The organism is Streptomyces sp. NPDC051020, from assembly GCF_040683105.1.
Taxonomy (GTDB): domain Bacteria; phylum Actinomycetota; class Actinomycetes; order Streptomycetales; family Streptomycetaceae; genus Streptomyces.
In genome coordinates, this window is sequence record NZ_JBFBCG010000031.1 from 34,593 (window position 1) to 57,367 (window position 22,775).

At 70.3% G+C, this 22,775-nt stretch carries 21 protein-coding genes, 1 tRNA gene and 1 pseudogene; 13 read left to right on the forward strand and 10 right to left on the reverse strand.

Annotation, left to right across the window (positions count from 1 at the left end; all coding sequences use genetic code 11):
- Positions 1-200: 200 nt before the first annotated feature.
- Complete coding sequence (locus AB0N06_RS18625; protein WP_366135759.1) at positions 201-1,517, reverse strand: histidine kinase; 1,317 nt, start codon at positions 1,515-1,517, stop codon at positions 201-203.
- 162 nt (positions 1,518-1,679) lie between these two features.
- On the opposite strand from AB0N06_RS18625, the gene AB0N06_RS18630 reads away from it, so the two are divergent.
- The 7 genes from AB0N06_RS18630 (at position 1,680) to AB0N06_RS18660 (ending at position 7,448) form a co-directional block, all read left to right on the forward strand.
- Positions 1,680-1,750: transfer RNA gene (locus AB0N06_RS18630), tRNA-Gln, on the forward strand.
- A 162-nt stretch (positions 1,751-1,912) separates the two neighbouring features.
- On the forward strand, positions 1,913-3,346 hold the full coding sequence (gene glmU / locus AB0N06_RS18635; RefSeq protein ID WP_366135761.1) for a bifunctional UDP-N-acetylglucosamine diphosphorylase/glucosamine-1-phosphate N-acetyltransferase GlmU: 1,434 nt from the start codon (positions 1,913-1,915) through the stop codon (positions 3,344-3,346).
- A gap of 120 nt (positions 3,347-3,466) precedes the next feature.
- Complete coding sequence (locus tag AB0N06_RS18640) at positions 3,467-4,441, forward strand: ribose-phosphate diphosphokinase (RefSeq protein WP_366135762.1); 975 nt, start codon at positions 3,467-3,469, stop codon at positions 4,439-4,441.
- 183 nt (positions 4,442-4,624) lie between these two features.
- Complete coding sequence (locus AB0N06_RS18645) at positions 4,625-5,212, forward strand: 50S ribosomal protein L25/general stress protein Ctc (protein WP_366135763.1); 588 nt, start codon at positions 4,625-4,627, stop codon at positions 5,210-5,212.
- A 126-nt stretch (positions 5,213-5,338) separates the two neighbouring features.
- On the forward strand, positions 5,339-5,932 hold the full coding sequence (pth, locus tag AB0N06_RS18650; protein WP_358857553.1) for an aminoacyl-tRNA hydrolase: 594 nt from the start codon (positions 5,339-5,341) through the stop codon (positions 5,930-5,932).
- Positions 5,933-6,018: 86 nt separating this feature from the next.
- Positions 6,019-6,489 carry a hypothetical protein gene (locus AB0N06_RS18655; RefSeq protein WP_366135764.1) on the forward strand — a complete coding sequence of 157 codons (471 nt, stop codon included), beginning with the start codon at positions 6,019-6,021 and terminating at the stop codon, positions 6,487-6,489.
- A gap of 233 nt (positions 6,490-6,722) precedes the next feature.
- On the forward strand, positions 6,723-7,448 hold the full coding sequence (locus AB0N06_RS18660) for an LPXTG cell wall anchor domain-containing protein (RefSeq protein ID WP_366135766.1): 726 nt from the start codon (positions 6,723-6,725) through the stop codon (positions 7,446-7,448).
- Positions 7,449-7,515: 67 nt separating this feature from the next.
- On the opposite strand, the gene ppc is transcribed toward AB0N06_RS18660, so the two are convergent.
- Entirely contained in the window at positions 7,516-10,245 is a 2,730-nt protein-coding gene (gene ppc, locus AB0N06_RS18665) for a phosphoenolpyruvate carboxylase (RefSeq protein WP_366135767.1), read from the reverse strand.
- A 315-nt stretch (positions 10,246-10,560) separates the two neighbouring features.
- Between ppc and AB0N06_RS18670 the strand changes: the two genes are divergently transcribed.
- The 3 genes from AB0N06_RS18670 (at position 10,561) to AB0N06_RS18680 (ending at position 12,751) form a co-directional block, all read left to right on the forward strand.
- On the forward strand, positions 10,561-11,559 hold the full coding sequence (locus AB0N06_RS18670) for a fatty acid desaturase (RefSeq protein WP_366135768.1): 999 nt from the start codon (positions 10,561-10,563) through the stop codon (positions 11,557-11,559).
- Positions 11,556-12,242, forward strand: coding sequence for a TetR/AcrR family transcriptional regulator (locus tag AB0N06_RS18675; RefSeq protein ID WP_366135769.1), 687 nt, complete (start codon positions 11,556-11,558; stop codon positions 12,240-12,242). Before AB0N06_RS18670 ends, AB0N06_RS18675 begins: the two co-directional genes overlap by 4 nt.
- Before the next feature lie 104 nt (positions 12,243-12,346).
- Positions 12,347-12,751, forward strand: coding sequence for a hypothetical protein (locus AB0N06_RS18680; protein WP_366135770.1), 405 nt, complete (start codon positions 12,347-12,349; stop codon positions 12,749-12,751).
- Between the two features lie 66 nt (positions 12,752-12,817).
- On the opposite strand, the gene AB0N06_RS18685 is transcribed toward AB0N06_RS18680, so the two are convergent.
- Together AB0N06_RS18685 and AB0N06_RS18690 are read right to left on the reverse strand one after the other, a co-directional pair.
- Positions 12,818-13,183 carry a VOC family protein gene (locus AB0N06_RS18685; RefSeq protein ID WP_366135771.1) on the reverse strand — a complete coding sequence of 122 codons (366 nt, stop codon included), beginning with the start codon at positions 13,181-13,183 and terminating at the stop codon, positions 12,818-12,820.
- The gene (locus tag AB0N06_RS18690) at positions 13,183-13,980 is read right to left on the reverse strand and encodes a trans-aconitate 2-methyltransferase (protein WP_366135772.1); all 798 of its coding nucleotides are present in this window, start codon (positions 13,978-13,980) and stop codon (positions 13,183-13,185) included. Before AB0N06_RS18690 ends, AB0N06_RS18685 begins: the two co-directional genes overlap by 1 nt.
- Positions 13,981-14,068: 88 nt before the next feature.
- Between AB0N06_RS18690 and AB0N06_RS18695 the strand changes: the two genes are divergently transcribed.
- Positions 14,069-14,566 carry a MarR family transcriptional regulator gene (locus AB0N06_RS18695; protein WP_266984776.1) on the forward strand — a complete coding sequence of 166 codons (498 nt, stop codon included), beginning with the start codon at positions 14,069-14,071 and terminating at the stop codon, positions 14,564-14,566.
- On the opposite strand, the gene AB0N06_RS18700 is transcribed toward AB0N06_RS18695, so the two are convergent.
- Positions 14,525-15,310, reverse strand: coding sequence for a response regulator transcription factor (locus AB0N06_RS18700; protein ID WP_366135773.1), 786 nt, complete (start codon positions 15,308-15,310; stop codon positions 14,525-14,527). The genes AB0N06_RS18695 and AB0N06_RS18700 overlap by 42 nt on opposite strands.
- 279 nt (positions 15,311-15,589) lie before the next feature.
- On the opposite strand from AB0N06_RS18700, the gene AB0N06_RS18705 reads away from it, so the two are divergent.
- Positions 15,590-16,099, forward strand: coding sequence for an N-acetyltransferase (locus tag AB0N06_RS18705; RefSeq protein WP_366135774.1), 510 nt, complete (start codon positions 15,590-15,592; stop codon positions 16,097-16,099).
- Here the strand turns inward: AB0N06_RS18705 and galK are convergent.
- From galK to galT, 3 genes are read right to left on the reverse strand one after another with little or no spacing between them, the layout of a single operon-like run.
- Positions 16,026-17,192 (reverse strand): galactokinase, encoded by a 1,167-nt coding sequence (gene galK, locus AB0N06_RS18710; RefSeq protein WP_366135775.1) that lies wholly within the window; start codon positions 17,190-17,192, stop codon positions 16,026-16,028. The two genes, AB0N06_RS18705 and galK, sit on opposite strands and share 74 nt — an antisense overlap.
- Entirely contained in the window at positions 17,189-18,169 is a 981-nt protein-coding gene (gene galE / locus AB0N06_RS18715; RefSeq protein WP_366135776.1) for a UDP-glucose 4-epimerase GalE, read from the reverse strand. Before galE ends, galK begins: the two co-directional genes overlap by 4 nt.
- Complete coding sequence (galT, locus tag AB0N06_RS18720; protein ID WP_366135777.1) at positions 18,166-19,209, reverse strand: galactose-1-phosphate uridylyltransferase; 1,044 nt, start codon at positions 19,207-19,209, stop codon at positions 18,166-18,168. The genes galE and galT overlap by 4 nt, the downstream gene beginning before the upstream one ends.
- Positions 19,210-19,531: 322 nt before the next feature.
- On the opposite strand from galT, the pseudogene AB0N06_RS18725 reads away from it, so the two are divergent.
- Positions 19,532-19,792 (forward strand): annotated as a pseudogene (locus AB0N06_RS18725) (hypothetical protein); the annotation flags it as partial.
- A 63-nt stretch (positions 19,793-19,855) separates the two neighbouring features.
- Here the strand turns inward: AB0N06_RS18725 and AB0N06_RS18730 are convergent.
- Positions 19,856-20,551, reverse strand: a complete 696-nt coding sequence (locus AB0N06_RS18730) for a LuxR C-terminal-related transcriptional regulator (RefSeq protein WP_366135778.1) — start codon at positions 20,549-20,551, stop codon at positions 19,856-19,858.
- A gap of 246 nt (positions 20,552-20,797) precedes the next feature.
- Entirely contained in the window at positions 20,798-22,708 is a 1,911-nt protein-coding gene (locus tag AB0N06_RS18735) for a PQQ-binding-like beta-propeller repeat protein (RefSeq protein WP_366135779.1), read from the reverse strand.
- Positions 22,709-22,775: the final 67 nt, after the last annotated feature.

The window sequence follows — 22,775 nt, forward strand, 5'->3', positions numbered from 1 at the left end:
CCGGGGGCGTCCGGGGACCGCTCGGTCCTCGATCGCCGGGCGGGCTTCACCTGCCGGTTTTCTCGGCCCGCAGCCGTGACGGCGGGAACGCGCCGACCGCAATCGCCGGACGGGCTCGAAAAGCCGGCCTGCGCACCGCGCATCCCCCACGGGGTGAGCGCCGCGTCCGCATCGCCGGACGGGGCGGGACCGCAGGCGGGTTACGCGGCCCCGCGGACCGGGAGTACCGCCGACACCCGGAAGCCCCCCGCGTCCGTCGGGCCCGAGACGAATACGCCGCCCAGGCCCAGCACCCGCTCCCGCATCCCCACCAGGCCGTTGCCGCCGCTCGGCAGCCCCGCGTCCGTCGCGGCGTCGTCCGACGGGCCGTTCTCCACCTGCATCGCGACTTCCGAGCCCCGGTGCGCCAGCCGCACCCACGTCTTCGCGCCCGCCGCGTGCTTGTGGACGTTCGTCAGGGCCTCCTGCACCACCCGGTACGCCGTCTGTTCCACCTCGGGGGCGTACGCGCACGCCTCGCCGTCCACCGACAGCTCCACCGTCATCCCGGCCGCCCGTGACTGCCCGACCAGCGTCTCCACCTCGTGCAGCCGCGGGCCGTCCTCCGAGGCGGCGGCCGCCGCAGCGGCTGCCGCCTCGCCCACCGCGGCCAGCGGAACCTTCGCGCCCCGGGTCACCGCCGGATCCCCCGTCCGCAGGACGCCGAGCATCTCCCGCAGTTCGGTCAGGGCCTGCCGGCCCATGTCGCCGACCAGCGCCGCGTTCCGTACCGCCTTCGCCGGGTCCTTCGGAGCGACGGCCTGCAGGGCGGCCGCATGCACCACCATCAGGCTGACCCGGTGCGCGACCACGTCGTGCATCTCGCGCGCGATCCGGGTCCGCTCCTCCGTGCGCGCCCATTCCGCCCGTTCCTCGGCCCGGTCGGCGAGCAGCGACAGTTCCCGTTCCAGTGAGTCCGCCCGCTCCCGCAGACTCTCCATCAGCCGGCGCCTCGCCCCTATGTAGAGGCCGAACAGCACGGGCGGAGCCGTGAGGCCCAGCGACATGAAGAGGGACGTCAGCGGTACATACCAGTCGCCCGGCCCGAAGTCCCCGGGATGCACGGAGACGCTCTGCCGCAGCCGTACGTACGTGACGATGAACGTCCCGGCCAGTGACATTCCCATCAGCACCACGGTGATCCGGCGCGGTACGTCGGACGCGGCCAGCGTGTAGAGGCCGACCAGGCCCATCAGGAAGCCCATCTCGGCAGGCGTCGTCGCGATCGCGACCAGCACCACGGCGATCGGCCAGCGCCGCCGCACCACCAGAACGGCCCCGGCGAGCAGGCCGAACACCACCCCGACGGGCACCGGCAGCCCGGTGTCCCCCGCGAACGCCACACCTTCCAGTGCGCATTCCAGCGCCGACAGGAGCGCCAGCCCCACATCCAGGGCGACACTGCGCCGCCGTTCCCACCACCAATAGCGGCGAGCAGTTGTTCCTGCGCCTTCCCGGTATGCCCCCGTTGCGGTCATGGCATCCAGCCTACGGGCGGGCGCACCTCATTTTCGGGCTACGCGCATCACAGCGCGCCTCGCCGGGGCGCATGAACCGTCGCGTCGAAGGCCGCCGGTACGGCATAGTGTTGTCTGCCCGGTCGACGACCTGACGGTCTGTCCAGTCGATCGGCTTCGCTGTCCCCTGTGGTGTAACGGCAGCACAGTGGCTTTTGGTGCCATTTGTCCGGGTTCGAATCCTGGCAGGGGAGCATGCACGGGCGGGCCCCGGCCATGACGGTCGGGGCCCGCGCCCGTTTCGGCCCGTAGCTCCCCGGTATCCTGCGGATGTCCACCATCCGAAGCCGAAGGGCACATCCGTGTGCGCCGGACCTCCTCAGGCCCCCGGCGCCGCTCGATCAGGGGAGGCCCCCATGGCAGCCGTCATCGTCCTCGCAGCGGGTGAGGGCACCCGCATGAAGTCGAAGACCCCGAAGGTTCTGCACGAGATCTCCGGGCGCTCACTCGTCGGGCATGTCGTCACCGCCGCGCGCGAGCTGAACCCCGAGCACCTCGTCGTGGTCGTCGGCCATGCGAGCGAGCAGGTCACCGCACACCTCGCGACCGTCGACAGCCAGGTGCGGACCGCCTACCAGGCCGTCCAGGGCGGGACCGGCCACGCCGTGCGCACCGCGCTCGAAGAACTCGGCGGCACCGTCGAGGGCACGGTGATCGTCGTCTGCGGCGACACCCCGCTGCTCTCCGGTGCGACGCTCACCGCGCTCGCCGCCGTCCACACCGCCGACGCGAACGCCGTCACCGTGCTGACCGCCGAGGTCCCGGACGCCACCGGCTACGGCAGGATCGTCCGCGACGCCGCGAGCGGCGCGGTCACCGAGATCGTCGAGCACAAGGACGCCACCGACGCTCAGCGCGCCATCCGCGAGATCAATTCCGGGGTCTTCGCGTTCGACGGACGGCTGCTCACGGACGCCCTCGGCAAGGTCCGCGCCGACAACAGCCAGGGCGAGGAGTACCTCACCGACGTGCTGTCCATCCTGCGTGAGGCCGGGCACCGCGTCGGTGCCTCCGTCGCTGCCGACCACCGCGAGATCCTCGGGATCAACAACCGCGTCCAGCTCGCCCAGGCCCGCACCCTGCTGAACGAGCGGCTGCTGGAGCGGGCGATGCTCGCCGGCGTGACCGTCGTGGACCCGGCGACGACGCTGATCGACGCCACGGTGACGTACGAGCAGGACGCGATCGTGCACCCCGGCACCCAGTTGCTCGGCACCACACACCTCGCCGAGGACGCCGAGGTCGGCCCGAACAGCCGGCTGACGGACACCACCGTCCACGCGGGCGCCCGCGTGGACAACACGGTCGCGGTCGGGGCGGAGATCGGCCCGGGCGCGACGGTCGGCCCGTACGCGTACCTGCGCCGCGGCACCACGCTCGGCCCGAAGGCCAAGGCCGGTACGTACGTGGAGATGAAGAACGCCACGATCGGCGAGGGCACGAAGGTGCCGCACCTGAGCTATGTCGGCGACGCGACCATCGGCGACCACACCAACATCGGCGCCGCGAGCGTCTTCGTGAACTACGACGGGGTGTCGAAGCACCACACGACGATCGGGTCACACTGCCGCACCGGGTCGGACAATATGTTTGTGGCTCCTGTCACGGTCGGGGACGGCGTGTACACCGCCGCCGGCTCGGTCATCACCAAGGACGTACCGCCCGGTTCACTGGCCGTCGCCCGTGGCCAGCAAAGGAATATCGCGGGTTGGGTGGCCCGCAAGCGTCCGGGCAGCGCCGCCGCGCAGGCGGCACAGGCCGCCGCGGAGGAGACCGACAGCGAAAGCTGACCGGAAACGGGTACGCCGCGCACGGCGTACCGTGATAGATGCTCACCCCATTTCGGCTGGCTCGTTGCACATCGGGACGCATGCGTGCAGCGCCAGGAACACGTCTGAGGAGACTGTGCTGTGACCGGGATCAAGACGACCGGCGAGAAGAAACTGATGCTCTTCTCCGGCCGCGCCCACCCCGAGCTGGCCGAGGAGGTCGCGCACCAACTGGGTGTCGGCCTCGTGCCGACGAAGGCCTTCGATTTCGCCAACGGTGAGATCTACGTCCGCTTCCAGGAGTCCGCACGCGGCGCCGACTGCTTCCTGATCCAGAGCCACACGGCTCCGATCAACAAGTGGATCATGGAGCAGCTGATCATGCTGGACGCGCTGAAGCGCGCGTCGGCCCGCTCCATCACGGTGATCGTGCCGTTCTACGGCTACGCCCGCCAGGACAAGAAGCACCGTGGCCGCGAGCCGATCTCGGCCCGCCTGGTCGCCGACCTGATGAAGACCGCGGGTGCCGACCGCATCCTCACGATCGACCTGCACACCGACCAGATCCAGGGCTTCTTCGACGGCCCGGTCGACCACCTCTTCGCGCTGCCGATCCTCGCCGACTACGTCGGTGCCAAGGTCGACCGCTCGAAGCTGACGATCGTCTCCCCGGACGCCGGCCGCGTGCGCGTCGCCGACCGCTGGTGCGACCGCCTGGACGCCCCGCTGGCGATCGTCCACAAGCGCCGCGACAAGGACGTCGCCAACCAGGTGACCGTCCACGAGGTCGTCGGCAACGTCAAGGGCCGGGTCTGCGTCCTGGTCGACGACATGATCGACACCGGTGGCACCATCTGCGCCGCCGCCGACGCCCTGTTCGCGCACGGCGCCGAGGACGTCATAGTGACGGCGACGCACGGTGTGCTCTCCGGCCCGGCCGCGGACCGGCTGAAGAACTCCAAGGTCAGCGAGTTCGTCTTCACGGACACCCTGCCGACCCCGGGTGAGCTGGAGCTCGACAAGATCACGGTGCTCTCGATCGCGCCGACGATCGCGCGCGCGGTGCGCGAGGTCTTCGAGGACGGCTCGGTCACGAGCCTCTTCGAGGAGCAGTAGAAACACCTGACCCAGAAGATCCACTTTGGGTGCGGCCTCCCCGCCGGGTAGACTCAGCGAGTTGCTCGGCGAGGGAGGCCGTACTCATGGGTACGGCGGTCCGTTATCGACGCGCTCTTCGTAGCAGGCCTGTCGTGGGCCGGGTGACCATCCAGTTTTCGTCACCCCACGAGGAGTGCAGTCATGGCCGAGATCAAGCTCGCCGCCCAGCCCCGTACCGAGTTCGGCAAGGGCGCCGCCCGCCGCGCCCGTCGTGACAACCAGGTCCCCGCAGTCGTCTACGGCCACGGTGCCGAGCCGGTCCACGTCACCCTGCCGGCCCACGAGCTGCTCCTTGCGCTCCGCACCGCCAACGTCCTGATCGGCCTCGAGCTCGACGGCAAGGACACGCTGGTCATCCCGAAGGCCGTGCAGCGCAACCCGCTCAAGGGCGACATCGAGCACGTCGACCTGCTGACCGTCAAGCGCGGCGAGAAGGTCAACGTCGAGATCGCCGTGCACGTCGAGGGCGAGCTGGCCCCGGGCGGCAACCTCCTCGAGTACGTGCAGAGCACCCTGCTCGTCGAGGCCGAGGCCACCCACATCCCCGAGTCCGTCACGGTCTCCATCGCGGGCCTCGACGCCGGTGACTCCATCGTCGCCAAGGACATCCCGCTGCCCGCCGGCTCCGTGCTGGCCGGCGACGAGGACGCCGTCGTGCTGCAGGTCGTCACCGCGCAGGCCGAGGAGCCGACCGCCGAGGGCGCCGAGGCCGAGGGCGCCGAGGCCTGAGCCTCGTTCACCCCGCTTCACCTGCTTCACTGACGGGGCGGCGGTTCCTTCCCCGGGGACCGCCGCCCCGTCCGCCTGCATCCGGGCCATCCGGAACCATCCGTACGCGAAGGAGACCGAGCGCAGATGTCCGACGCCACCGAACCCTGGCTCATCGTGGGCCTCGGCAACCCCGGCCCCGAGCACGCGGCGCAGCGACACAACGTCGGCTTCATGGTCGCCGACCTCCTGGCCGAGCGGATCGGCGGGAAGTTCAAGCGTGCCCAGAAGGCGCAGGCGCAGGTCGTCGAAGGCCGCATGGGCCCGCCCGGACCGGCCAACCGCCGCGTGATCCTGGCCAAGCCGATGTCGTACATGAACCTCTCCGGCGGCCCCGTCACCGCGCTGCGCGACTTCTACAAGGTGCCGACCGATCACATCGTGGCGATCCACGACGAGCTGGACATCGACTACGGGACGCTCCGGCTGAAGCTGGGCGGCGGCGACAACGGGCACAACGGGCTCAAGTCGATGACCAAGTCGATGGGGTCCGACTACCACCGGATCCGGTTCGGGATCGGCCGCCCGCCGGGCCGGATGCAGGTCGCCGACTTCGTCCTGAAGGACTTCTCGTCCACCGAGCGCAAGGAGCTCGGCTATTTCGTGGACCGGGCGGCGGACTCGGTGGAATGCCTGCTCGCGGAGGGCCTTGAGCGCGCACAGAGCGCGTACAACTCATGAGATAGCAGGGCGATCCTGGACCATTTCCGACCAGGGTCGGACGTGAAGTTGACCGAAAGCGTTCGTCTGCCCAAGGATCGCTCCCCATGAAGCGGAGCACCTCCCACCGCGCACTGTTCTACGGCCGCAGCGCCGCCCTGGGCTGCGTCGTCCTGCTGTTGCTCGTCGCGGGCGTCCTGTCGTCCTGGTCCTCGGCGCAGCACATCGTCCTCGCCAAGGGTCGTGAGCACGGCACGATGAACGTCACCGGCTGCGGCGCCGACGTCTGCACGGGACCGTTCGCCCCCGCCGAGCACGCCACCGCGCGCTCGCGTGTGACGATCGAGCGGTCCGTCGCGGTGAAGAAGGGCGGCAGGTTCCCGGTCGTCGTGAAGCCCGGCACCGACGAGGTCGTACGCACCGGGGTGCCGGGCTTCCTGCACTCCTGGGTACCGCTCGGCGGCGCACTGCTGCTCGCCGCCCTGATCATCGGCGGCGGCCTGCGGCTCACCCGGACCGCATGGGCAACCGGGATCGTGGGCGCGGCCCTGCTGGTGGCGACGTTCATCGCCCTCTGAGCCGCGCTCCGAGCCCTTCCCCAGGACGCCCCGAGGCGCGGACTCCCGTACCGGAGCCGCGCGTTCGCCTGATCGTTATCCGGAACTATTGGGGCAGAACCCTGCACAGGGGCGGATGCGCACACATCAAATTTGACGGTCGGAAGCAACCACAAGAAGCTGAGCCAATCCCCCCACGAGAAGCTGAGCCGCCCCCCCACGGCATCCCTCATCTCCTACGTTGGACTGCCCATATGCGCATACTCATTCCCGCCGGCGCTCTGGTCACCGCGGTGACCGCCTCGCTGCTGCTGGCACCTTCCGCCTCCGCGACGCCCAAGGGCGACAACGGCACGGTGAAGATCCACGACGCCAAGACCGGTGAGGAGCTTCGCAGGAACGAGCCGAAGGTCTGCTCCTTCTACCTCGACGCCTTCGGCTTCGACGCCACCCAGAAGGTCCAGTGGCACATCGAGGCCTGGGCCAACAATGACCTGGACAAGGGCGAAACGGTCAAGACGGGCGCCTTCGCGCTCGATGGTTCCGGCCACGGCCGTACCTCCGACATGACCCTGCCCGACGGCCAGTACAAGCTGTTCTGGAACTTCGAGGGCGAGAACGGCAAGGCCAAGCACAAGGTCTTCAAGACCGACTGCGAGCCGGGCAAGCCCGGCGAAGAGCCCACCAAGCCCGGTGAGGAACCCACCAAGCCCGGCGAAGAGCCCACCAAGCCCGGCAAGCAGCCCACGGCCACGCCGTCCAGCAGCCCGTCCGCTCCCGGCGGCGAGCAGCCGTCCGGCACCCCGTCCCCCTCGGAGAGCACCCCGGCCGGCGCCGCGGCCACCCAGGGTGGCGACTCCGGCAACCTCGCCGAGACCGGAAGCAATGCCCCGGTCGGCACGATGGCGGCGGTCGCCGCGGCGCTCGCCGCGGCCGGCGGCTTCCTGGTGATGCGCCGCCGCAAGGCCCAGCAGCACTGACGTCCGCGCAGCACAGTGCCCCCACCGGATGCGTCCGGTGGGGGCACTGTCGTACTCGGTGAGAGTGTCAGCCGGTGTTGCGCAGACCCGCGGCGACGCCGTTCACCGTGAGCAGCAGGGCCCGGGCGAGCAGCGGGTCGGCTTCCTCGCCACGCTCGGCGGCACGGCGCTGGCGGGCCAGCAGCGAGACCTGGAGGTACGAGATCGGGTCCAGGTAGGCGTCCCGGATGGCGAACGTCTGCTGGAGCACGGGGCTGGTGCCGAGCAGCTCGGTCCCGCCGGTGACCTTCAGGACTTCCTTCACCGTGAGCGCATGCTCGGCCTCGATGTCGGCGAAGACGTGCTTCAGCTCGTCGGGGACGAGCGTGTCGACATAGTGGCGGGCGATCCGCAGGTCGGTCTTGGCGAGCGTCATCTCCACGTTCGAGATGAAGTTCCGGAAGAAGTGCCAGTGCTCGTGCATCTCGTCCAGAACGCTGTCCAGACCGGCCTCGCGCAGCGCCTTGAGCCCCGAGCCGACGCCGTACCAGCCCGGCACGATCTGCCGCGACTGGGTCCAGCCGAAGACCCACGGGATGGCCCGCAGGCCGTCGAGACCGGCGCCGGAGTCCGGGCGCCGCGACGGGCGGGAGCCCAGGTGCAGCTCGGCAAGCTGGTCGACCGGGGTGGACGCGAAGAAGTACGCGGGCAGGTCCGGGTCCTCGACCAGCTTGCGGTAGGCGTCGTGCGCGGCGTCGGAGACGGTGTCCATCGCCGCGTCCCAGCGGGCCAGGGCCTCGTCGGACTGGCGGGGCGCGGTGTGCAGCGCGGAGGCCTGGAGGGTGGCCGCGACGGTCAGCTCCAGGTTCTCCCGGGCGAGCGCCGGGATGAGGTACTTGTCGGAGATGACCTCGCCCTGCTCGGTCACCTTGATCTCGCCCTCCAGCGTGCCCCACGGCTGCGCGAGGATCGCGTCGTGCGAGGGGCCGCCACCACGGCCGACGGTGCCGCCGCGGCCGTGGAAGAGCCGCAGCCGAACGCCATAGCGGTGCGCGACGTCACGCAGTCGGCGCTGCGCCCGGTGGATCTCCCACTGCGAGGTGGTGATGCCGCCGAACTTGGAGGAGTCGGAGTACCCGAGCATGACCTCCTGGACGTCGCCACGGAGCGAGACGAGCCGCCGGTACGAGGGGTCGGCGAGCATCTCGTCGAGAATCACATCGGCGGCGCGCAGCTCGTCGGTGGTCTCCAGGAGCGGAACGATGCCGATCTTGGCCCAGCCGCTGTGCAGATCGATCAGACCGGCCTCGCGGGCGAGGACGGCGGCGGCGAAGACGTCGTCGGCGCCCTGGCACATCGAGATGATGTACGACTCGATGACCTCGGGGCCGAACCGCTCGAACGCCTCCTTGACGGTGAGGAAGACACCGAGGGTCTTCGCGCCCGCAGCGTCCAGCGGGGCCGGGGTCGGGGCGAGCGGGCGGCGCGAGCGGAGCTCCTTGGCGAGCAGCTTCTGCCGGTAGTCGCGCGGCATGTCGGCGTACCGCCAGGACTCCTCGCCGAGCCGGTCGAAGAGCTGGCCGAGGGCGTGGTGGTGGGCGTCCGCGTGCTCACGTACGTCCATGGTGGCGAGCTGCAGACCGAACGCGGAGAGCGTGCGGATCGTGCGGTTCATCCGGCCGTCGGCGAAGAGACCGCCGCGGTGCTCGCGCAGCGAGGTCTGGATGAGCACCAGGTCCTCGATGAGTTCGGCCGTGCCGAGGTAGTCGCAGCCGGGGCGGTGCGGGGTGCCGCTGGCCAGCCGCTCGCGGGTGTTGAGGAGCTTCTGCCGGATGCAGGTGGCCTTGAGGCGGTACGGCTCCTCGGAGTTCAGTCGCTTGTAGCGCGGGCTGATCTCGGGGAGCCGCTCCAGGTCGGCCTGGAGGGAGGTGAGCAGCTCGTCGGTGGCACCCGTGTAGCGGATGGAGTTGGAGAGCAGTCCGCGCAGATTGTCGATGAGCTCCAGCGCGTCGGTGATGCCGTGCTCGTGCTGCAGGATCAGCACCTCCCAGGTGACGGCGGGCGTCACGTTGGGGTTGCCGTCGCGGTCGCCGCCGATCCAGGTGCCGAAGGTCAGCGGGCGGGTGCCCGCTGGCAGTTCGACGCCGACCCGCTCCAGCTCGGCGGCGAGGTCCTCGAGTACGTCCCCGACGGCGTTGGCGTGCAGCTCGTCGAGGTAGTAGATGGCGTTACGGGCCTCGTCGGCCGGTTCCGGGCGGACGACGCGGAGCTCGTCGGTCTGCCAGATGAGGTCGATGTTCTCGGCGAGCCGCAGGTCGTGGCGGCGCCGGTCGGCCTCGATGACGGGGGTCTCCAGCAGCTCGGCGATGCGGCGGAGCTTGTTCAGCACGGAACGCCGCGCGGCCTCGGTCGGGTGCGCGGTGAAGACGGGCCGTACGTTGAGGTTCTTGACGGTCGCGCGCAGGTGCTCGGGGTCCGCGTCCTTCAGCCGGTCGGCGGTACGGGCCAGCAGACCGCCCTCGGCGGCGCGCCGGTCGCGCATCTCGTGGGCGCGGTGGACCTGCTCGGTGACGTTGGCGAGGTGGAAGTAGGTGGAGAAGGCGCGCACCAGCTGCGCGGCGGTCTCCAGGTCCGTGTCGCCGAGGAGTTCGGCGGCTGCCTCGCCGTCGGTACGGGTCAGGGCGCGGACGCGCTCGACGAGGTCGAGGAGTTCCTGGCTCTCCTGACGTACGAGGGTCTCGCCCAGCAGATCGCCGAGGCGTCGGATGTCGGCGCGCAGCTCGGGGCTGGCGGCGGGGGTCTGGTCGGCACTGCTCACTGTGTGCGGCTCCTTGCAGCGATTGAGGAGGTGCGTCGCGAAGCGTCTCCCCACAAGGGGGGTCCGGGACCGCGGGCACAGCGGTGCTGTCGCCGCCCCGGGAAAGCAGAGTGCGGACCGCGCTGTCCGACGCTTCCAGGATAGGTGTCCATGCCGTCGGCGTTGCCCACAGCCCTCGTCGGCCCGGTGGGGCGGTAGCTCCGTCGGCTCAGCTCTCGTGCTGCGGGCCTCCGCGCTGCCATACTTACGAAACCGTAGGTTACGGATGCGTAGCCAGAGTTGTCCTCGTACTCCTCACCCTCCAGGGGACTCCCCATGAACACCAGCCCCGATGTGATCGACGACGCCCCGGCGGCGGCCGACGGTCCGGTCCTCCCTTCCGCCACGCTCGGCGGCGACAACAAGCGGTCGATCGAACAGATCGCCCTGCTGCTGTTCATCGTGGTGCCGTTCATGGCCCTGGTCGCGGCGGTGCCGCTGGCCTGGGGCCGCGGTGTGAGCTGGCTCGATCTCGGTCTGCTGGTCGCGATGTACTTCATCGGCTGCCACGGCATCACGATCGGCTTCCACCGCTACTTCACCCATGGCTCCTTCAAGGCGAAGCGCCCGCTCCGCATCGCCCTGGCCATTGCCGGATCGCTGGCCGTGGAAGGCCCGCTGGTGCGCTGGGTGGCCGACCACCGCAAGCACCACCGCTTCTCCGACGCCGAGGGCGACCCGCACTCGCCGTGGCGGTTCGGCGAGACGCTCCCCGCCCTGATGAAGGGGCTGTGGTGGGCGCACATCGGCTGGATGTTCGACGAGGAGCAGACCCCGCAGCAGAAATACGCCCCGGACCTGATCAAGGATCCGGCGATCCGCGGGATCTCCCGCCACTTCCCCACCCTCACGATCGTGTCGCTGGCGATCCCGCCGCTGGTCGGCGGTCTGGTGACGATGTCGTGGTGGGGAGCGGCGACGGCGTTCTTCTGGGGCTCTCTCGTACGGGTGGCGCTGCTGCACCACGTCACCTGGTCGATCAACTCCATCTGCCACGCGGTCGGCAAACGCCCGTTCAAGTCCCGTGACCGGTCCGGGAATGTGTGGTGGCTGGCGGTGCTCTCCTGCGGCGAGTCGTGGCACAACCTGCACCACGCGGATCCGACGAGCGCCCGGCACGGGGTGATGAGGGGCCAGGTCGATTCCAGTGCCCGGCTGATCCGCTGGTTCGAGAAGCTCGGCTGGGCCTATGACGTGCGCTGGCCGGACTCCGCCCGTATCGAGTCCCGCCGGATCGACTCCCGGCGCGAGTCCGCGCACGCCGAGGCGGCATGATTGACGACGTGGCGACCGACGGCAGCACGAACAACGAGAAGAACCGTCCCTCCTCCACCCGGCGTACCCGCCGCGTGAGGATGACCGGCAAGGAACGCCGCGAACAGTTGCTGGACATCGGCCGCACCCTCTTCGCCGACAAGGGCTTCGAAGGCACCTCGGTGGAGGAGATCGCGGCCCGCGCCGGCGTCTCCAAGCCGGTCGTCTACGAACACTTCGGCGGCAAGGAGGGCCTGTACGCCGTCGTGGTCGACCGCGAGATGCGCCAGCTCCTCGACATGGTCACCAGCGCCCTGACCGCCGGCCACCCGCGCGAACTCCTGGAACAGGCGGCGTTCGCGCTGCTCGACTACATCGAGACGTACACGGACGGCTTCCGCATCCTGGTCCGCGACTCCCCGGTCGCCCAGTCGACCGGCACGTTCGCCTCCCTGATCAGCGACATCGCCACGCAGGTCGAGGACATCCTGGGGCTGGAGTTCAAGGCCCGCGGCTTCGACCCGAAGCTCGCCCCGCTGTACGCGCAGGCGCTGGTCGGCATGGTGGCGCTGACGGGCCAGTGGTGGCTGAACGTCCGCAAGCCGAAGAAGGCGGAGGTGGCGGCGCATCTGGTGAACCTGGCCTGGCACGGCCTGGAGAACCTGGAGTCGAAGCCGCGCCTGATGGGTCACCGGAAGAGCTGACCCGGCTGGGGCCGGCCGCACTCGGCACGGCGGTGCCGGACGGGCGGGCGGCGGGCCGGCCCGAGCTCATCCCCTCGGCGTCCCCCACCTGTTTCAATACAAGTGTGATCGAATTTGTGATCGATTGTGTGGTGCTCGGCGTCGTCGGTTCTCTCGTCGGCATGCTGATCCGCCGCAGACACCGGCGGAGGCCGGCCCGGGCGGCCGACGGAGCGCCGACCGGGATCCCGTGCATGATCAAGCGGGCGTCCCACGGCAACCGCTGGCGCCCCGGGCAGCTGCTGATCAACGCGAAGCCCCTGACCTGGCGCCCGGCCTACGGCAGGTCGGCGGTCGTCCTCCCCGAGGATCTGCACCGGACCGCGGTGCGCGCGGCATCGACACGTGAGGGTCTGGTCATCAATCCGGGTTCCCGGATCGTGGAGTGCGCGTCGTCGGACGGGACTGTCCTGATCGCGGTCATGCCGCTGGATCTGGAGCTGGTGACCGGGGCCCTGAGCGGCGCATAGGCCAACCGTGACGTCGCACCGATCGGGATCGGCATCGCCCCGCGCACGCTCGACCGGCTCCGCGGCTCATCCGTCCACCGGCTCCAGGAATTCCAGCCGGTTTCCCACCGGGTCGCAGGAGTAGAAGCGCCGATGCCCCGGCAGGCCGGCGTCCCAGCGCACCTGCGCGCCGTGTGCCTCCAAACGTTCCGCGAAGGCCTCGATGTCCGTGACGCGCAGCCCCGGGTGGGCCTTCCTCGCCGGGCGGAAGTCGGCCTCGATGCCCAGGTGCAGCTGGACCGGTCCCGCCTGGAACCAGCAGCCGCCGCGGGCCGCGAGGACCGGCGGCTTGGGAAGTTCGGCCATGCCCAGGACGTCCACGTAGTACGTGCGCAGGGCGGGCTCCGAGCCTGCCGGGGCGGCCAGTTGGACGTGGTCCACGGCGACGATCATCACTTCCCCTTGTGGGCGACGGCGAAAATGCGGCGGAACGGGAAGACGGTGCCGTGCGGACCCTTCGGGTACGCGGTGCGCAGCAGATCCCGGTATGCGGTGAGGAACGCGTCGTGCGCCTCCGGGTCGTCCGCGAGCGCCGTCAGGACGGGGCGCAGGCCCGTGCCCTTCACCCAGTCGAGGGCGGCGTCCTCGCCCTGGAGGAGGTGGAGGTACGTGGTCTCCCAGACGTCCGCCGTGATGCCGGGGGCCGTCAGGGCGTCCAGATAGGCGGTGGGGCTGAGGACCGCGTCAGCATGGCGCAGGACGCCGGTCAGGCGGGAGCGCCAGCGCGGGGACTCCGCCAGTTCGCGCATCAGGGTGTGGGTGGGCTGGTCGAAGTTGCCGGGGACCTGGAAGGCGAAGGTGCCGCCCGGGGTGATGCCGTCCAGCCAGTCGGGGAAGCGGCCGGCGTGGCCGGGGACCCACTGGAGCAGGGCATTGGAGACGATCAGATCGTACGGCTGCGTCGGCGTCCAGGTCGTCGCGTCGGCCTCGGCGAAGTCCAGGAGGGGTGTGGCGTGGGCACGGGCCTGTTCCAGCATCCGGGGGGAATTGTCGTACCCGGTGATCCGGGCCGCCGGCCAGCGGGCCGCGAGAAGTGCCGTGACGTTGCCCGCGCCGCAGCCCAGGTCCGCGATGCGGGGCGCAGGGGCGGCCGGGGGCTCCGGGATGCGGGACAGGAGATCCTGGAACGGGCGGGTGCGGTGGTCCGCGTGGCGCAGGTACTGCTGCGGATCCCAGGTCGGTGTCGTCATGGCGCCAGGATCAGGGGGAAGTTATCTTGATGTCAAGACACTCGGATTCAAGAGACTTCATGTCGACAGACCCTTTACACTGATCCACATGGAGGACGAGGTTGACCGGCTGGTCGCTGCATGGCGTCGCGAGCGCCCCGACCTCGACGTGGAACCGCTTGAGGTGCTCAGCCGCGTCTCACGCCTGGCCCGCCACCTCGACCGGGCCCGCCGGATCGCCTTCTCCGAGCACAATCTCGAGCCGTGGGAGTTCGACGTACTGACGTCGCTGCGCCGCGCCGGGGCCCCGTACCAGCTCTCCCCCGGTCAGCTGCTCACCCAGACGCTGGTCACCTCGGGCACGATGACCAACCGCATCGACCGGCTGACCAAGAAGAACCTCGTCGAACGGCTCCCCGACCCCAGCGACCGGCGCGGCGTGCTGGTCCGGCTCACCGCGGAGGGGCGCGACAAGGCCGACCAGTCGCTGGCCGGACTGCTCGCCCAGGAGCGTGCCATCCTCGGCGAGCTCTCCCGCCACCAACGCGGCGAACTGGCCGGGCTGCTACGCCAGTTGACCGCCCCGTTCGACAACATCCCCGGATAGCTCGGCCGGTCCGACACCGGCGCGTCGGGCCAGCGCCACCGCGGCCAGCGTCGAGTGCACGCCCAGCTTCCCCAGCACGTTCTGCATATGCGTACGCACCGTGTGCGGGGAAAGGTACAACCGCTCCGCCACCGCCTTGCGGCCCAGCCCCGCCACCATGCAGCGCAGCACCTCGCGCTCGCGCGGGGTCAGCGACTCGACCAGCTGCTCGCTCTCGGTGCGGTGCTTGCGGGCTGCCGTCAGCTCGCGCAGGACACCGGTGAGCAGCGCCGGAGGCAGATGCGTTTCGTCGCGGAGCACCCCCCGGATGACCGTGAGCAGCCGTTGCAGCGAGCAGTCCTTGGCGACCCAGCCGGAGGCCCCGGCCTGCAGCGCCAGCGCGGCCCGGCGCGGGTCGTCCTTCTCGGCGAGCACCACCGTACGCACGGACGGCTGGCCCGAGCGGACCCCGGCGACCAGCGAGATCCCGTCGACCGGGGCGTGTTCCCCACTTCTCGGGGCGGGCACCGGGACCGGGCCGGGGACGGTGCGTCCCGTGGCCGTCGCCAGGATGCCCAGTTCGGCATCGACCAGTATCACGTCGTACCTACGGCCTTCGGCGGCCGCCCGCTCCAGGCATCGAAGCGCGGCCGGGCCGCTGCCCGCCGCCGCCACCTCGACGTCCGGTTCCGCCGCGAGTGCCGCCGCAAGCGACTCGGCGAAAATGCGGTGGTCGTCCACCACGAGAACCCGGATACGAACCACAGGGACCCCCACACTGCATCAGTTCCGGGGCCACCCCAGGACCCCCCGAACGGGACGGGCCAGTGCGGGCACGACGCCCGGAGCGATAAGGATGAACCGCAGTTCCACGGCCGCCGCCGTGTGCCGACTGCCACCCCGCCCCGGGCGTCGTGCCCGACTGTCTCGTACCCCTGAATCAGCACCGGCCCCCACCGGTGCTGAGCATCAGCGTACGGCCGGGGGCCCGCAGCGGAAGGCAAATCACAGAACTGATGGACCTCGGTGTTTAGGGTGTGGTTCATGTTTCATCTTGAGACAGAAGTAGACAAAGATCGTCGCCTTCTGCTGGGTGAGCGGCTGCACCACAGCAATACGGAATGTTCCCCGGAGCTCCGCGCACTCCTCGCCACGCCCGCCCAGCGCGAACTCCCGCTGGAGGTCTGGGCGATGGACGGCGAAGGTGCGCTGGCGGGTGGACTGGCCGGGCGCACCTGGGCCTACTGGCTCCATGTGGATCTGCTCTGGGTCGACCCGCTCCACCGCGGTTCCGGCCTCGGCTCGCACCTGCTCGCCGAGGCGGAACGGGTGGCCGTGACCGACCGCGGCTGCACCCGCTCCCGGCTGGAGACCTGGGATTTCCAGGCTCCGAACTTCTACCGGAAACGGGGCTACGAGGTGATCGGGCAGGTCGACAACTACCCGCCCGGAGTCACCGAGTTCATCCTGACGAAGACCTTCACCCAGTGCGACGGGCGCCTGCCGACGGGACCGCCGGGAAGACGCCGGGCGTCGCGTACCCGGCCGAGGTGAACGCCTCCAGCACCGACTTGGTGACCGCGTCCGCGTCCGCCTCGTCCACCAGCACGATCGCCGAACCACCGAAGCCGCCGCCGGTCATCCGCGCACCGAGCGCCCCGGACGCGTTCGCCGTCGAGACCACCAGGTCCAGTTCCGGGCAGGAGACCCGCAGATCGTCGCGGAGCGAGACATGGCCCGCGGTGAGCACCGGTCCCGCGGCCCGCACCTCGCCCGCGTCGAGCAGTGCGATGACCCGCTCCACCCGCGCGTTGTCGCTGACCACATGGCGTACGTACCGCACGACCGACTCGTCCGCGCCGGACTCGGCGAGCGTCTCGAGCGCGGCATCCAGACCCTCGTACGGAAGTTCGCGCAGCGTCCCTATGCCCAGCGCCCGGGCGCCCGCCTCGCAGCCTGCCCGCCGCTCCGCGTACGCGCCGTCGCCCAGCGCGTGCTTGACCCGGGTGTCGACCACCAGCAATTGCAGACCGTGCGCGGCCAGGTCGAACGGGACCTGGCGCTGAGTGAGGTCGCGGGTGTCGAGGTGCAGGGCGTGGCCCTCGACGCAGCACGCCGACGCCATCTGGTCCATGACCCCGCACGGCACGCCGACGAACGCGTTCTCGGCACGCTGCGCCAGCACCGCCAGCTCGGCAGCGGCCAGGCCGAGTCCGAAGAGGTCGTTCAGCGCGAGCGCGGTAACCACTTCGAGGGCGGCCGACGAGGAGAGCCCGGCGCCGGTCGGGACGGTCGAGGTCAGCTGGATGTCCGCGCCGGTGACCTGGTGGCCCGCCTCGCGCAGGGCCCAGACGACACCGGCCGGGTACGCCGCCCAGCCGTGGCCCTCGTGCGGTACCAGCTCGTCGACCCGCAGCTGGACGACACCGCCCGGCACGTCGGTGGAGTGCAGCCGCAGCTCGCCGTCGGTGCGGCGGGCGACGGCCGCGCGCGCGGTGTGCGGCAGCGCGAGCGGCATCACGAAGCCGTCGTTGAAGTCGGTGTACTCGCCGATCAGGTTGACCCGGCCGGGGGCCGCCCAGACTCCTTCGGGGGCGATGCCGTACAGCTCGGTGAAAGCGGTGACCAGCTCAGCGTTGTCGGTCATGGGGCGGTGGGCTCCTCTCGGCGGGCGAACGTCCAGGCGTCGGAGACGATTCCGGCCAGGTCGGCGCGGGACGGCTGCCAGCCGAGCCGCTCCCTGGCGGTGGTGGCGGAGGCCACCAGCACCGCGGGGTCGCCGGCGCGGCGCGGGGCCACGGTCTCGGGGACCGGGTGGCCGGTGACCTTGCGGACGGTCTCGATGACCTCGCGCACCGAGAAACCGTTTCCGTTGCCGAGATTGCAGATCAGGTGCTCGCCCGCGGTGGCCGCGTCCAGGGCGAGGAGGTGGGCCTCGGCAAGATCGGCGACGTGGATGTAGTCGCGTACGCAGGACCCGTCGGGGGTCGGGTAGTCGTCGCCGTACACGGAGATCGACTCGCGCTGCCCGAGCGCGACCTGAAGCACGAGCGGGATGAGGTGCGACTCCGGGCTGTGGCGTTCGCCGCACCTGCCGTACGCACCCGCCACGTTGAAGTACCGCAGCGAGACCGCGGCCAGTCCGTGCGCGGCCGCCTCGCCGGTGATCATGTGGTCGACGGCCAGCTTCGTGGCGCCGTACGGGCTGGTGGGCGCGGTCGGGTCGGACTCCGTGATGAGGCTGGAGACCGGTTCGCCGTAGGTCGCGGCGGTGGAGGAGAAGACCAGGGTGCGGACCCCCGCGTCGCGCATCGCGGCGAGCAGCGCGATGGATCCGCCGACGTTGTTCACCCAGTACTTCTCCGGGTCGGTGACGGATTCGCCGACCTGGGAGTACGCGGCGAAGTGCAGCACCCCGTCGTAGGAGGAGTCCAGCCAGCGGGCGGCGTCCTGGATGCGGCCCTCGATGAACTCGGCCCCGGCCGGGACACCCTCCCGGAACCCGGTCGACAGGTCGTCGAGGACGGTCACCGCGTGACCGGCCTCCAGAAGATGCGCGGCAACCACGCTGCCGACGTATCCCGCGCCACCCGTGACCAGGTACTTCTTCTGGAGCTTGCTCACTCGCTCGCTACCTCTCGCAGTCGCTGTGCCGCGGCCTCCGGCGGCACATCGTTGATGAACACATTCATGCCGGACTCGGAACCCGCGAGAAACTTCAGCTTGCCGGAGGTGCGTCGGATGGTGAAAAGCTCGAGGTGGAGCCCGAACTCCTCCCGCCCGGACACCCCGAACGGCGCTTGGTGCCAGGCCGAGATGTACGGCGTCGGCGGCTCACCGGGGCCGAAGATCCGGTCGAATCGCCTCAAGAGTTCCAGATAGATCTGTGCGAACTCCGTGCGCGCGGCATCGTCGAGTTCGCGCAGGTCGGGGACGCGCCGGCGCGGGTGGAGGTGGATCTCGTACGGCCAGTGCGCCGCGTAGGGCACGAACGCCACCCAGTGCTCACCGGTCAGCACGATCCGCTCGCCGTCGGCCAGCTCGCGGGCCACGACGTCGTCGAAGAGGTTGCGGCCGGTCCGCTCGCGGTGCGCCTCCATGGAGCGGAGCATCAGCTCGGTGCGCGGGGTGACGAACGGGTACGCGTAGATCTGCCCGTGCGGATGGCCGAGCGTCACACCGATCTCGGCGCCCCGGTTCTCGAAGCAGAACACCTGCTTGACCTGGGGAAGCTCGGCGAGTTCGGCCGTGCGGTCGGTCCATGCCTCCAGGACCAGGCCGGCCTGCTCCTCGGTGAGGTCGGCGAAGGACGCCTCGTGGTCGGAGGTGAAGCAGACGACCTCGCAGCGACCGGAGTCCCCGGCGAGCGAGGGGAAGCGGTTCTCGAAGACGGCCACGTCGTAACTGTCGTCGGGGATCTCGCTGAGCCGGCCGTCCCGGGACGGGCAGAGCGGGCACTCGTCGGCGGGCGGGTGGTACGTGCGCCCCTGGCGGTGCGAGGCGATGGCAACGCTGTCCCCGAGAAGGACGTCTCGGCGGACTTCCGATGAGGTCGAGACGGCGTCGAGCGGTCGCCGGTCGACAGCGCCCCGGACCACGTCGTCGCGACTGTCGTAGTAGAGCAGCTCCCGGCCGTCGGCGAGCGTGGTAACCGTCTTCTTCACCAGATTCCTCCAAACATAATCAACCACAACAAACCACAAGCCAACACATGCGTCAATGATGCGGCGGCACCATTCCTGCACTTCTTGCGAGGTCTCGTGCGGTTAAATCTGGATCTCCTGCCTCGTTCGATCACCATCAAACAAGGAACCCCAGGAAGAATCTTTATTTGCGCAGGAACGCGGTTGTTTCGGGTTCAGTTCGCGCAACGAAGCGAGTACCCCCACATGCGATACCTGGCCGAAGGGCTCCGGATCCCCACGAACGGGGACGAGGACACCTCGCCGCTCTCTGCTGACTGCCCCACTCGGTCCGATCGGAGGCATCACCCTCTCCGACCGGCACAGGGAAGTCTCCGAACTGGAGCGCACATCCGCGGCCGCAGCCCGCCTCTTCGACATCCGGCGGATCGTCGGCGGCCTCTTCGCGGTCTACGGGGTGATCGTCACGATCGCCGGGGTCAACCCGTCCGACGCCGACCCGAAGAAGGCCGAGGGCGTCCACATCAACCTCTGGACAGGGCTGTCCCTGGTCCCCGGACTGTTCTTCCCGGTGTGGCTGAAACTGCGCCCGGCCGAGGCTCCGGGCGACTCCGACACCGGCACCGGCACCGGCACCGATCGGCACACCGCCCACGGGGACCGGATGTCACACAGGGTCCGGCCCCTTCTGCCCGGTGTCCACCGCCGCCCGTTCCAGCAGCCCGGTGCGAGCCGCCAGCGCCGCGGCCTCCAGCCGGGAGCCGACGCCCAGCTTCATCAGCACCCGCTGCACGTGTGTACGGGCGGTGCTCGGCGCGATCCGCATCCCGACCGCGATCAGCCGGGTGTCCTCGCCCTCCGCGACCCGCACCAGGACCTCGATCTCGCGGGGGGTGAGCATCTGCAGGAGCCGCTGTCCTTCGTCGTCCGGCTGGGCGGCCGGGTTGAGCAGCTCGGCGAAGGCACCCTGGAGCAGTTGCGGCGCGACCGCCGTCTCCCCGGCGCGCGCCTTGACCATCGCCCGCTCGACGCCCTCTATCCGCTCGTCGTGCCTGACGTATCCGGCGGCACCGGCGGCGAAAGCGGCGGCGATCCCGCGCGGGCTGGGCACCGGTCCGAGCACCACGACCGCCACTTGCGGGCGCTCCCGTTTGATCCGGGCGATCGGGTCGAAGGCGCCCGGATCGGCGGGCGTCGCGGTACCGAACAAGCAGACCTCCGGGGCGCGGCTCACCACGATGTCCGCCGCGCCGACGGTCGGTGCGGCCGCCGCCAGCACCCGGTGCCCCCGCAATTTCAGCGCCGAGGCGAGCGCCTCGGCGAGCAGTCGGTGGTCATCGACCACCATGAGCCGCACGCCCATCGAGAACCCCCTATCAGGACCCAGGCCCCCCGGCCCTCTTGACCCGGCAAGCTACACGCTTGTTCGACCCTGTGTGCCGCTTACCAGACAGAAGCCCCCCGGAATGCCCAATCATGCGCCATTCAGGGGCACTTGGCCGATGCCAAGCGGACAGAAGGAAGCAGGAACCGGGCGGCAAACGAACAGCCCTGCCGGTCGGGCGATCGACCGGCAGGGCTGTGGTGCGTGGTGGTTCCCGTGACGGCGTCAGCCGGCGCCGAACGAGATCGCGAGGTGCCGATCGGCGTCGAGCGAGCTGTTGCCCCGCTTGCTCACCATCGTCTCGGAGATGAACAGCCGGCCGCCCGAGTAGAGGAACTCGGCGTAGTCCGCGGAGAAGCTGGTCTCCGCGTTCCGGTTGGCCTCGTCGGCCGGGTTCTCCAGCAGCACGGTCTGCTTGAAGGTGGAGCCGTCGATGGAGACGATCTGGCCGCCCTTGTCGTACGGGGGCTCCTTGTACGCGATGATGTTGGACCCGTCCATACGGAGCGGGAACATCGTGTACCGGTCACCCGCATCGGCCTTGTCGCTGGTCGGCTTGCCGGTGGTGAGGTCGAACGAGACGATCTCGTTGGTGTCGCCGTATTCGCCCGTGCTCCCCTCGTGCTGCTCGGTCGGCAGGTAGATGCGGTTGTTGCCGACCGCGAGGTGCTGGCAGGTCTCGACCTCGGTGGAGCCGCAGCGGGCGGCGTACTTCGCGCCGTCCGCGGCGATCTTGGTGAGCAGCTTGCCGGTCGACGCGTCGATCGAGAAGAAGTCCGAGATCCCGCTGCCGTCACCAGCGGTGTCGCCGACGTCGGCGGCGACGACCAGCGGCTTGGTGGAGACGATGCTCGCGTACTCGACGCCGGGCGGCATCTTGTACGAGGAGAGCGGGGCTCCAGTGGTCGGGTTCAGCGCCTGGATGACGAGCTGCGGGTCGTCGTACGTACCGCACTTGCGGACCACGGCAAGCGCGTCGCCGCCGCCGTACCCCTTGTCGTAGCACCCGTCGGCGCTGACCTTCGGCTTCCAGCGCTCGGCGCCGGTCGCCAGATCGAATGCGGCGCCGCCCTCGGTGCCGCCTGCGGCGACCGTGGTGCCGCTGAGCGTGATCTCGTCGAACCGGATCGGCGCGTCACCGCCGCTGGCGGCGGTCACCGACTTGCTCCACATCAGCTTGCCGGTGGTCAGGTCGAGCGCACCGACCTGACTGCACCGCGGGTACTTGTTCGCCTTCGTCGCCTTGCCCGCCTCGAAGGCGATGGCGGTCTTGAAGTCCTTGGACATGTGCCGGGAGGCGGCGCAGAGCTGGCCGTCCAGCGGAATGGACCAAAGCTTGGTGCCCTTGACCTTGTCGTAGGCGACGATCTCGTTCACGCCGGTCTTCACGAACGCCTTGTCGGTCAGCCAGGAGCCGTTGACCGACGTGACGTCGGTGACCTTCGGTTCCGGGAGCTGGAAGGCGGCCGTGGCCTTGGTGTTCGCCGGAGCCTTCTCCGTGCCACCGCCGAGACCGCCGGAGCCGCCCTTGTCCTCACCGGTGGTGCCGGTGGAGTTGGACGCCTCCTTCTTCTTGCCGCCGTCGCCCCCGCTGGAGGAGAACCAGACGCCACCGCCGACGATCAGCGCCACAGCGGCGACCGCGGCGACGATGATCTGCGTCTGGGTGCCGAACTTCTTGCCGCCATTCCCGCCCTGCTGCGGGGGCACATACTGCGGCTGCATCGGAGCGGTCGGGTAGCCGTACCCCTGCTGCGGCGGCTGACCGGGCGGCATGCCGTACCCGCCGCCCGGAGGTGTCTGCGGGTAGCCGTAGCCAGGCTGCTGCGGCGGGGTCTGCGGGTAGCCGTAGCCGGGCTGCTGCTGCGGCGGACCCGCGGGCGGCGTCTGCGGAGCGCCGAACCCACCGGCGGGCGGCGTCTGCGGAGCGCCGAACCCACCGGCGGGCGGTGCCTGCGGAGCGCCGAACCCACCGGCGGGCGGCGTCTGGGGCGACGCGGGCTGCGGGGCCGGCTGCTTGCCGAACGCGTCGGCAGGCGGCGGGGTCGGTGCCCCGAACCCTCCGGGCGGGGGGTCCTGCGGGGCGCCGAACCCGCCCTGGTGCGGCTCGTTGGGCGGCTGGGGCGGCTGTGTCATGGCGTACGTACCTCGGGGGAAAGGGAGCCGGTCGGTCGGGACCTGGCGTGGTCGGTCATGGTCCGTC